Annotated in this window: 10 protein-coding genes; 3 read left to right on the top strand and 7 right to left on the bottom strand. The window is 65.6% G+C overall.

The window, feature by feature from the left end; genetic code table 11:
- On the top strand, positions 1-1,279 hold a 1,279-nt coding region (locus tag WB508_RS01940), incomplete at its 5' end, for a YibE/F family protein (protein ID WP_423843189.1).
- 10 nt (positions 1,280-1,289) lie between these two features.
- Here WB508_RS01940 and WB508_RS01935 read toward each other — a convergent pair.
- The 6 genes from WB508_RS01935 to WB508_RS01910 all read right to left on the bottom strand — a co-directional run bounded on the left by WB508_RS01935 (position 1,290) and on the right by WB508_RS01910 (position 8,102).
- Positions 1,290-1,673 (bottom strand): hypothetical protein, encoded by a 384-nt coding sequence (locus WB508_RS01935; protein WP_423843188.1) that lies wholly within the window; start codon positions 1,671-1,673, stop codon positions 1,290-1,292.
- A gap of 54 nt (positions 1,674-1,727) precedes the next feature.
- On the bottom strand, positions 1,728-2,279 hold the full coding sequence (locus WB508_RS01930) for a hypothetical protein (protein ID WP_423843187.1): 552 nt from the start codon (positions 2,277-2,279) through the stop codon (positions 1,728-1,730).
- Positions 2,280-2,282: 3 nt separating this feature from the next.
- Positions 2,283-4,031, bottom strand: a complete 1,749-nt coding sequence (locus WB508_RS01925; RefSeq protein WP_423843186.1) for a right-handed parallel beta-helix repeat-containing protein — start codon at positions 4,029-4,031, stop codon at positions 2,283-2,285.
- A gap of 193 nt (positions 4,032-4,224) precedes the next feature.
- A complete protein-coding gene (locus WB508_RS01920; protein WP_423843185.1) occupies positions 4,225-5,622 on the bottom strand; it encodes a methyltransferase domain-containing protein in 1,398 nt (465 codons plus the stop codon).
- 104 nt (positions 5,623-5,726) lie between these two features.
- Complete coding sequence (locus tag WB508_RS01915; RefSeq protein ID WP_423843184.1) at positions 5,727-7,457, bottom strand: acyl-CoA dehydrogenase family protein; 1,731 nt, start codon at positions 7,455-7,457, stop codon at positions 5,727-5,729.
- A 138-nt stretch (positions 7,458-7,595) separates the two neighbouring features.
- Complete coding sequence (locus WB508_RS01910) at positions 7,596-8,102, bottom strand: cupin domain-containing protein (protein ID WP_423843183.1); 507 nt, start codon at positions 8,100-8,102, stop codon at positions 7,596-7,598.
- 88 nt (positions 8,103-8,190) lie between these two features.
- Between WB508_RS01910 and WB508_RS01905 the strand changes: the two genes are divergently transcribed.
- Both WB508_RS01905 and WB508_RS01900 read left to right on the top strand, forming a co-directional pair.
- On the top strand, positions 8,191-9,300 hold the full coding sequence (locus WB508_RS01905; protein WP_423843182.1) for a helix-turn-helix transcriptional regulator: 1,110 nt from the start codon (positions 8,191-8,193) through the stop codon (positions 9,298-9,300).
- Positions 9,301-9,431: 131 nt separating this feature from the next.
- Positions 9,432-10,496 carry a hypothetical protein gene (locus tag WB508_RS01900; protein ID WP_423843181.1) on the top strand — a complete coding sequence of 355 codons (1,065 nt, stop codon included), beginning with the start codon at positions 9,432-9,434 and terminating at the stop codon, positions 10,494-10,496.
- A 125-nt stretch (positions 10,497-10,621) separates the two neighbouring features.
- Here WB508_RS01900 and WB508_RS01895 read toward each other — a convergent pair.
- A partial coding sequence (locus WB508_RS01895) for a response regulator transcription factor (protein ID WP_423843180.1) occupies positions 10,622-10,845 on the bottom strand: 224 nt, incomplete at its 5' end.

Raw genomic sequence — 10,845 nt, 5'->3', positions numbered from 1 at the left:
CGCCACCCACCCCGCCGGGGAGGTGTTCGATGTCGTCGTCTGGCACGATTTCATCGTGACACACACGCACTCGGGTGCCAGCGTTCCCGTCGGACGCAGCGGAGCTCCGATGATCACGGCCCTCGTCCTGGTCGTCCTCGCCATCTCCGCGGGCGCCCTCACCGCGATGGTGCTCACGTGGCCGTCGGCGAGCGACGTGCCGAAGGGCCTGGATCCCTATGGCGGCGAGGGTGTCAGCCGGGTCGGCGCGGTCGTCAAGAGCGTCGAGGCGCTGGATTGCAACGGCACTGGGGCAGGCCCGGACAACACGCCCGGCGTCGCCGGTGCCTGCGGCGAGGTCACGGCAGCGACCGATGATGGAGAGGCCGCGAAGGTCACGCTCGACCCCACCCGGTTCCAGTCCGGTATCTCCGTTGGCGACCAGGTCACGCTGCTACGGGTGCAGCCCGCAGGCCAGACACCATCGTTCGAGTTCGTCGACTTCCAGCGTGGCGTGCCGCTGGCGGCGCTCGCCGCGGTGTTCGCCGTCGTGGTCATCGCGATCGCACGATGGCGCGGCCTGTTCGCCCTGATCGGCATCGGTGTCACCCTGATGGCGCTGACCCAGTACGTCCTGCCATCGATCCTCGCCGGACGTTCACCCGTCCTGACCGCCATCATCGGCTCGACGGTCATCATGATCGTCGTCCTCTACCTCGCGCACGGCATCTCCGTGCGCACCACATCCGCACTGTTCGGCACCCTGTTCGGCATCGCGATGACGGCCGGCCTTGGTGTGCTGAGCACCGACCTCAGCAGCATCACGGGGCTGGGGTCGGAGGACGACCGGTTGCTGCTCGCCACCGTCTCCACGCTCAACCTGTCGCAGGTGGCGGCTGCGACCATGGTGATCGCCGGACTCGGTGTGCTCAACGACGTCACGGTCACGCAGGCGAGCGCGGTGTGGGAGATGCGAGCCTTCCAACCCACAGCCAGCCGCGCCAGCGTGTTCGCGTCAGCCATGCGCATCGGCCGCGATCACATCGCCTCCAGCGTCTACACCCTGGTGTTTGCGTACGCCGGATCGGCGATGACGATCCTGCTGCTGGTGTCGGCCTACCAGCAGAACCTGGTCACGGTCGTCACCACTGAGCAGATCGGGCAGGAGGTCGTCCGCACGCTGGTCGGCGCCATTGGACTGGTGCTGGCCGTTCCGGTGACGACGGCCATCGCGGTCTGGATGGTGCCGCGGGGCGAGAAGTCCTATGTGGGTCGACGGTCAGCACCGATCCAGCCATAGTCATGGCGATTCAGACGGCGTGCTTGTCGTTCATCTCGGCGAAGAAGGCCTGCTGCAGCCGATCGACGTCGCTGACGGACAAGGCGATGTCGTCGTCGATCTCCAGTCCCAGCACGAGATCGTGTGGCGTCCACTCGATGGTGGAGTCCTCCACGACGGTGGTGCCCTGCATCAGCGAGTGAGCCAAGACGCGCACCTCGTTCAGCGGGCTGGCATCCGCGCCGCGCACGCGCTGCGCGAAGCACGCATCCATGACGATGATCAGGTGGGCGGCGAGCCGCTGAGCGAAAGACGTCGGGACTGGCGGCATGTCCCGCATCTCGGAGAGCTGTGACTCAATCTGCTGCTGGCAGTAGTCGACATACTCTTGCGGATAGTTCTGGCGTCCAGGCATGGGGCCACCCTAGGAGGCCGTCATGGGGGCCGCTGACCTGACCTTGACCCGCTGCTAGCCGGGGGGTCGGGAGGACGCGGTCGAGCGGGGGCAGAAGGCCTCGCGGGCCGAGCCGGTGTGCACCTGTTCGGGCAGCGAGACGGTGAGAACCTTGTCGACTCCACCCAGCCGGAAGATGCTGAGGCGCACCTCGGAGGCAAAGCTTCCTGCGCGGGCCGAGAGACGCTCGCACGCCGACATCAGCATCGACAGCCGCACCGTCTTGCTCTGCCGCGCGCCGATCGTGAACTCCGACTTCCCGCCGCTGTCGGCCAGTTCTTGGTACGTGAACAACGTGGCCTTGCGCGGCATCGGTTCCAAACCGGTGACCGTGAGCGGAAGGGCACCATCATTGGTGAGCGTGAAGGTGTAGACCAGTGTGCCGCGATCGACGTAGCGCACCTGCCGCACCGATCTGTCTCCGATCTGGAAGACGGCCGACGCCTGCGTGCCGGTAACGGAGGTCGGCCCAGTCGTCGACAGCGGCGAGGACATCACCGCGTACGCCGGCACCGCTGCGCCGACCAGCACCAGCGTCACCGCCGCCGCGATGGCGAGCCTGCGCACCCGTCAGCTGCCCAGTCGGAACAGACCCGCGAACGGCCCGTTCTCCGCGGTGGAGGTGGGCTTGCTCGGGCTGTCGAACCACTGGCACTGCGGCGGGTGCTTCCACACCGGATCGGACCGGTCGTACTGGCTGCAGGTCAGGAAGCCGGCGTCCTTGACCGCGAGGCCGGGCACGAGCTTGGAACCTCCGCCAGCACACGGGCCCGGGTCGATCACGAAGTTGTTGGTTGGCGTGCCGCGCGACGAGGTGTTCTTCTCCCAGCAGTTGCCGACGCCCTGGTCGTCCCACCAGTGGTCGAGGCCGTTGTGCGCGATCTTCCCGCTGGGCGTGATGCCCAGCTTGTTGCCGAAGACCTGGTTGCCGTGCGATGTGTCGAACAGCTTCTCCGGGTCGTACTCGTCGCGCAGCGGGGCCGGCACCCAGATCTGCATCGTGCCGAAGCGCCAGTTGTCGTAGATGTGGTTGTTGTCGGTCATGTTGAAGTTGCCGCCCGCGATGAGCACACCGGTGCCCACCGGCGTCGGAACGACCGGGCAGACCGTGCCGTTCATGTAGCCGCGCTCCTTCATCGGCTTGGCGCAGATCCCGGTGTCGACGTACTTGGTGGAGTAGTTCTCGTTGTTGCTGAAGATCTCGTTGCGCGACCATCGTGCGTGGTCCTGCGGGAGGCCGGGGTGACCGGGGAACAGAGAGTCGGTCGCGATGCCGGTGGCGTTGTCATAGAACTTGTTGCCGTGGGCGTAGACAGAGTTTCCGGCGGTGCCGGAGTAGCCCAGTGTGTTGTCGTGGCTCCGACTGTCGCGGATCTCGACCGCGTAACGCTTGACCTCTGTCGTGGTGCTGTCCGCGTTGAGGTCCGAGGCTGATCCGGGGTAGATGCCCGAGTCGCCGTTGTAGTACGCGTCGACGTCCTTGATGAGACCGTGATCGCTGGCGAAGGCCAAGATGCCGTACTCGTCGTTGGCGCGGGCGACGATCTTGTCGATCGTGAATCCATCCGTCTCCAGGACGTAGATCGCGTTGAACTCGGCCTGCTGAACCGTGAAGTTGCGCAGGTAGACGCCGCCGACCCGGTCGGCACGAATGGCGTTGAGCTTGCTGAACTTGTTGTCGATCAGGACGTCGCTCGGCCGGCGGCCGGTGCCGATGAGCTGGGTGCCGCACAAGGCGTTGTTGCACTGAATCGAGGAGTCCTGCGGGGTCTTGTCCCCGAGAAGTGCGATCAGGTTGAGGTTGTGCGGGCAACGCACCTGGTCGGGATACGACAAAGCCACGGGGCCGTCGCCGTATTCCGGTGACTGCTCACCGGTCAGGCTGCCGATGTACTGGCCCGTGTCGATCGGGTCCTTGGACGCGGTCTTGATCGAACCGCAGTATCCGGTCGGCTTGCTGTTGGCGTACTTGGACTCGGTGTAGGTGCCCGGCAAGATGTAGACCGACGTCTTCGTCTTCGTGATCGCGTTGACCGCGTCCTGGATCGAGCGGTGACGGCAGGACTTGAGCAGCTGCTGGTTGCGGGTGCGGAGCGAGCCCTTGGGCATCTTGGCGATGAGCTTCTTGCTCGACGACGTGCACACGACCTTGTAGCGGGAGTTGCTCAGGCCGAGGTACTTCGGGACCGTGCCCTTCCCGTCGGGGAATCCAGCCTCGCGTTCCTCGTGAGCACTGGCCGGGGAGACGACCAAGGTGCTACCAACGATGGCGGCAAGGAGAAGAGCGAACATGGCGAGGAATGACCGAGTCGTGCGCATGCCACCCCAACGAGCATGACGTGACTCACGTTACGCGTAAGTAACAATGAGTTTCCCCCGCATTCGCAGGCGAACCGTGCCCTGGATCGCAACAACCCGGTGACCGTGCTCGGCGCATCGAGGAATGCTCCCGGGCAAGATGGGTTGGGACGTTTGCTCACCGAACTCGCCGGCCTCAACCCACCGTCGCCTCTCACTCTCCCGGGGGTCGCCCGAACGCGACTGCCTCGCGGACCTCGGGGTGCAGCGATGCCGCAAGCTCGACGTCAGGGGCGGACCCGAGCGCATCGTTGACCGTCGAGAGGGCAATTCGCGCAGCGACGTAGACGGTGATGGCAAAGATCTGCATGTCGTCGAAACCAGCGTTGCGCAGACTGTTCACGTCGTCGGCGGTGGTGGCGTTCGGATCTCTGGCAACCTGCCGTGCCCACGCCGCGAGTGCGCTCTCCTGAGGGGTGAGACCGCCGTCGCTGCCACGCAGAACGCCCGCCGCGATGTCGGGCCCGGACTTCTTGGCGAATTTGGCACCCCACGCCATCGAGCAGTACGAGTCGCTGATCGTCGCGGCGGTGGCGGTGACCAAGATGGCGCGCTGCCGAAAACTCAGCCCGCCGAGCTCGGTCGCAGTCCCGATGAGCCCGAAGAGGGACTTCCATGACTGCGGGTGTCGTCCCCACAGACGAGAAGAGTTCATGACGTAGCCAAGCTCCTCCAGATCTCCGGCATAGAACTCGTCCACCGCAGGGCTTGGCTCGGGATCTGGCAAAAAATTGACTTCCAGGGAGGCCGTGCGGGTGGCTGGCTTACGAGCCACGTAGCCCACTACCTTGATCTCCGCGCGCAGCGGGAGCCCATCTCTGACGTGCTCGCGGGCCACGTCGACGGCGTACTGCGTGAAAGCCTCTTCGCCGACGGACTGGATCGCTTCGTACGCGGGTCCCGTCGCCGCCAGCGCGCGCGCGTAGGTCTCTGGATCGGGAAATTCCCACGCGAACGGGATCTCGATGCACTGCACGTCGTCGAAGCCCCAGCGGGACAACAGGTCCTCGCCGACTCCCGGGCGTCCCAGGGACACCATCGCCGCCTGATTGGCGACCTTCTCATCGGCCGCGAGCGTGAACGGCTTGAGCGCCCAAGCACCGGACGAGGCCTTGATGTGTCCCCAGACCGTCAGCCCCATCCGGCCGCCGGGTCGAAGGACCCTTCGAACCTCGGCCACGGCATCGGGCGTGGTTCCCCAGATGCCACGAAAGCTCGTGACCACATCGAACGTGTCGTCCTCCCATGGCAACGCGTGCATGTCCCCCGTCCGAACGTCGGATGCCGGGTTTCGGTCCTGCGCGACCGCCACCAATCGATGCGACGCGTCAAGACCAGCGCAGCTGGCGCCGCGAGCCACCGCCAGCTCGATGGCCAGCCCGGACCCGCACGCGACGTCGAGCAGGCGTACCCCGGCACCGACATCGAGGTGCTGGTGCATCGCGACGTACTCTCGACAATTACCTGGCTCGGACAATGCTGCGAATTCCGCGGCGCGCCTCCCCCAGCCTTCGTCGACGCCTCGCCACTGCTCCACCGGGATGTCCGCCATGGGTCCTCCTCCGCAACAGACTAGGTCTCCTGCACGAGACCGGCCATAGCTCGTGCAGATCGGTGTCGGCGCAAGATCCTCTCGGCGTCGTCGAGTTTGAACCCTCAGGGGGTCATCGAGTACACATCAGCCAGGTCGACCACCTGCGCCCACATCCGAGCGGCCAGGCCCTCGTCCACATCCGGTTTGCGGACCGCCCCGAGGGCCCACTCCTGCTGGGCGGGGGTCGAGCCGGACTTGCCGTGCATCGCGATTGCTCCCGCCGAGAAGTCGCGCACGAGCACCCCGAAGATCGTGTCGACCACATCGGGCTCCAGGTCCACGATCGCCGCCTGCTCCAAGATGAGCTGGCCGTAGACGATGAGGGTGAAGAGCTCGCCGAGGGCAAGCAGGAAATCGAGATCCTTCTGTTGCTCGTCGTCCGGCGCCGAGGTCGACAGGAGCTCGACGAAAGCCTCGGCCTGCTCGGTGAACAGTTCGACGTTGGGGATCGACGACGCCGCCGCGTAGGCCTGCCGCCAGTCATGGAACCGCACCTTGCCCAGCCCACGGGTCGGACCCTGCCGAAACAGGAAGTCGTCGTCGGCGGCGTCCTGCCGGGTCGGCACCGCAGCCTTGTCCTCCGGGAGGAAGAGGTAAGCGGGCATGAACTTCAGCACCAGCGCGAGGTTGACCGCGACAGTTCCTTCCAAGCGGGGCAGGCAGGTCGTGTCGAATTTTGCGACGCCGATGAAGTTGTCCTTCTCAAATCCCTTCGCGGCGACGATGTCTCCGAGAGCGATCATCACCCGTTCACCTTCGGTGGTGACCTTCATCTTCGTCACTGGATTGAACAGCAGGTACCGTCGATCCTCCGGCGAGGCCGTCCGGAAGTAGTCGATCGCGCGGTCGCTGAACAGCTTCATGGCGATCAACCGGGCGTAGCTCTCGATGAACGACGCCTTGATGTGCGGCATGTCGGTGACCGGCTTGCCGTAGAGCACCCGGTGGTGCGCATGCCGAATCGACTCGTAGAAGCCGTGGGTGGTCAGGCCGATCGCTCCGAAGCACAGGTTGAACTTGCCGACGTTGACCGTGTTCAGCGCCGCGCTGAAGGCGTCCTCACCGGTGTGCAGAATGTCCTCGGTCGAGACCGGATAGTCCTCCAGGCGGAACTCCGAGACGTAGTTCTGGTTGGGCACCACGTTCTGGACGACGTGGTAGCCCGGTTGGGTGCTGTCGGCGTAGAAGAAGACGTACTGGTCGGGTCCCTCGACGCCGTCGATCCGCCCAAACACCGAGACGACCGTGGCGCAGTTGCCGTTGCCGATGTAGTACTTCCCCCCGTTCGCGGTGTACCCGCCCTCTCCGTCCGCGGTGAGCACCATGTCGGTGCTGTAGATGTCGGCGCCGTGGGCTTGCTCAGAGAGTCCGAAAGCCGCGACTCCACCCGACTCGAGCGCTGCCGCCGCCCGCGCGCGCGCCGGAGCGTTGTCCGATTGCCACACCGGTCCGAGGCCCAGCGCGGTGACCTGCCAGGGGTACCAGTAGGACAACCCGTAAAAACCCAGCACCTCCGACATTGCTGCGACCCGCGCGGTGTCCCACCGCTTGTCCTGCTCGCCGTCGGCGTCCCGCGCCGGGGTCAGGAAGGTCGCGAACACCTTCTCCTTGGCCACGAACTCCAAGAAGTCGGCGTACCACTGCTTGCCGTGATAGTCCTCCAGCAGCTGCGACAGCCCACGATCTTCGAGGTGATCAATCGTGGCCCGCAGGATCCTGCGGGTCTCGTCGTCGTAGTGGGCCGGGTCGTACGTGGTGGGGTTGAGCAGCAGTGAGGCGGCTGAGGTGGGCATGCAGACTCCCGGGGAGTGACCAGTGGGTACGTCACGGACCCTACTCCGTCGAGGTCAGAGCAATCGTGGCTCGGCCGCGGCAAATCGACTCCATCGATCCGCTCTCCGGCTGTTCAGGACGCACCCGGCTGATGAGCCCTATCCGGCGATGTTCAACCTCAGCATGAGCGCCTCGGTCGCGGCCTGATCGACATCGCACTGGTACGGCGCAGCCTTGACTGCGAGAACGTCCGGAGCGGGGAACTCGTCGAGCTCGGCAAGCCACCGGAAGAAGATCTCCAGGCCGGCAGGCGAGATCAGCTCGAGCACGGTTGCAGGCTCGTCGCTGGTGTTCCAGAACGTGTGCCATTGATGTCGAGGCTTGAACAGAAGGTCGCCCGGTTCGATGACCACCTCGTCCTCGCCAAGCATGACACCGACTCGTCCCATGAGCACATAGGTGAATTCATCCTCGAGGTGGTGACGGTGAACGGGCGCCGCGAGCGCCCGGGGTGCCAACAGATGCTGGACGAGTGCGAAGCGCTGGTCTGAGTCCGGTCCGTCAATCATGAATCGGTCGGTCACCCGTCCCGGGCCGGGTTCAACGAGTCCGTCGCCCGGCTTCAGAAGACGGTACGGCTGGGTCGGTGCTGGCGTGTGGGTCATGCTCGGGACGTTAGATGCGGCACCGCGGTCGCGAAATACCACTTTTGTGGGAACTCGTCGCGAGTGGCCGAATCGCTACAGTGCGAGGGTGGAGTCGAAGGCGACTCGAGCAGAGGACCGGATCCGGGAGCTGGCCGCCCGCCAGTTCGACCTCGCCACGTTCTGGCAGGAGTCATCCTCGGTCATCAGCGAGGTCGTGCCGCACTACTGGGTGCCGTGCTGGTACACGTTGGATCCCGCGTCGCACCTCATCACCAGCCACTTCCACGAGGGCCTGACGGAATACCCGGATGCCTGGCTGGAAGCCGAGTACCTCGACGACGACGTCAACCAGATCCTCGACGTGGTCCGGTCCGACTCCGGGATCTCGACCCTTCACGAGCTCACCGGTGGAGATCCGAGCGGCACAGCGCGCTGGCAGGCGAACATCGAGCTCGGTGGCGACCAGGAGCTGCTGCTGCGGCTCAGGACCCGATCGGGCGAGGTGTGGGGCGCTCTCGGCCTCTACCGGGAACTGGACCGGCCGATGTTCAGTGCTGCCGAGAAGCAGTTCCTCTCGGCCGTGAGCACGCCGCTGGCCGAAGGGGCGCGACGTGCCCTGGTGTTTGGTGAGGCTTCGGATCCGGACTGGCCGGACGGTCCCGGGCTGGTTCTGGTCGGAATTGACGGTCACGTGGAGTCCATGACCGCTGCCGGCGCGGCGTGGCTGACCGCACTGGGTGACGTCGACGTCGAGAGGGCGACACCGGTGAGCGTCCTGGCAGTTGCTCGTGCAGCCGCGTCGGGGCGACCGGCAGAAGCGCGGGTCCGCGTTCCTGAGGGTCCTTGGCTCGCACTCTCCGCTGCCCTGCTTGCCGGAGAGCATCGCGTGGCGGTTCTGGTCGAGCCGGCCCGACCGCCGCGCATTTTTGACCTGGTGATGTCTGCGCACGGGCTCACCCGACGCGAGCGCGAGGTGGTGCAGCTCGTGCTGGAGGGACACCCCACTGCAGGAATTTCTTCGACGTTGTCGGTCTCCGGATACACCGTCCAAGAACACCTGAAGTCAGTGTTCGAGAAGATGGGAGTCCGCAGTCGACGGGAGCTCGTCGCGCAAGCCTTCTTCGCCCACTACTCGCCCCGGTTCCGCGACAACGAGCGTCGTTCGGAGGCCAGTCAGCCGATGCGCGGCAATCCCGCACCGCCCGCCGCAGGCTAGGACGTAGGCGCCGGTCGCGAAGACACGAACGTGGTAGGAATGGGCATCGTCCGCCACCCACAAGGTCCGTTCATGTCTCCAGCGCTCCGGCCTCCGCTTGACCCAGCGCCTGCCCGCGTACGGGACTCCCGTTGAGGCTCGGTCGGCGCCCGCGACGCGGCAGCGCCGCGCCGGTCGAACGATTCATCGACGAGGTCCTGCCGCACGTGCCGCGCTCGCCGGCGCGAGCGCACCTGACCAATCACATGGAGCTGATGCGCGGTGCAGCCGAAACGCGCGGGCTCGCCATCCAAAAGATCGCAGACACCACCTACTTCTACGACGGACGCGTCGCGGTGGGCAGCGTGCACAAGCATCGGATGACCAGCCTCGTCGCCAAGAACGCCATTCTCGTGTGCGATTCCAAGGTCCAGACCAAACAGCTGCTTCAGGCCGCGGGTGTGCCAGTGCCGGTGGGGTTTGCCCTGACACCCGACCAGATCGATGAGGGGCTCGCCCAAGTACAGACCATGCGGACGGCGGTCCTGAAACCTTCATACGGGATGCGTGGCCGCGGGATCACCTGCGCAATCACGTCCAGGGCCGACCTCGAGGCCGCGTGGGAGACGGCGACCCAGGCCCTGCAACCGCGTCGAGACACCACCTTCTTGCTGGAGGAGCAGATCAGTGGCATCGACATCCGCGTCTTCGTCGTCGGGACGCGCGCCGTCGCAGCGACCACCCGCGTTCCGTTCCACGTCGTGGGCAACGGTCGACTCAGCATCAGCGACCTGATCGAGGCCAAGCGCGAACAGCGGCTGACCGTGCCCTATCTGGCCGCGCACCCACCGATCGTCGAGACAGCACTGCTCGAACGATCGGGCCGTACCCTCGACGGCATTCCGGCCGACGGCGAAATTGTCGTGCTCACCAGTCTCGCTAACATCAGCGTCGGCGGGGAGAACGTCGACGTCACCGACCTCGTGCATCCCGACTTGCTCGACGTGGCCGTGGCCGCCACCCGTGCAGTTCCGGGCCTGCACGTGGCCGGAGTGGACTTGATGGCGCAGGACCTCGACACCGTCGAGGGAGCCGTCGTCCTGGAGCTCAACGCCGGCGCGAACGTCGACGTCCATCACTGCCCGACCCGAGGTCTGCCGCGCGACGTCGCCGGCGCGATCGTCGATGAGATGCTCACCCGCTCCAGTTCTCGCTGACCCTTCGACCTAGACGTTGAAGCGGAACTCCACCAATTGGTGCTCCAATAATTCGATCCGCCCGCTAAGTCGCAGGTGCTTACCGCCCAGAATGACCCACCAATCAGCAACGTTTACGCGGCGACTCAACTTCGGCCGAGGCCGGCGTCGCGTGCGCGGACAACGGCCTCGGTTCGGGTGCAGCCCAGCTTGGTGAGGATGCTCGAGACGTGGTTCTTGGCGGTCTTCGGCGACACGACAAGGGACGCGGCGATCTCCGCGTTCGACCGACCTGCGGCGATGAGGTCGAGCACCTCAACCTCGCGAACAGACAGCATCGGGAACTCCGAGTCCGCGGCGACGGTCGTAC

Source organism: Aeromicrobium sp. (assembly GCF_049586495.1).
In the GTDB taxonomy this organism is placed as follows: domain Bacteria; phylum Actinomycetota; class Actinomycetes; order Propionibacteriales; family Nocardioidaceae; genus Aeromicrobium.
This window is presented reverse-complemented; position numbering and strand designations above follow the sequence as displayed.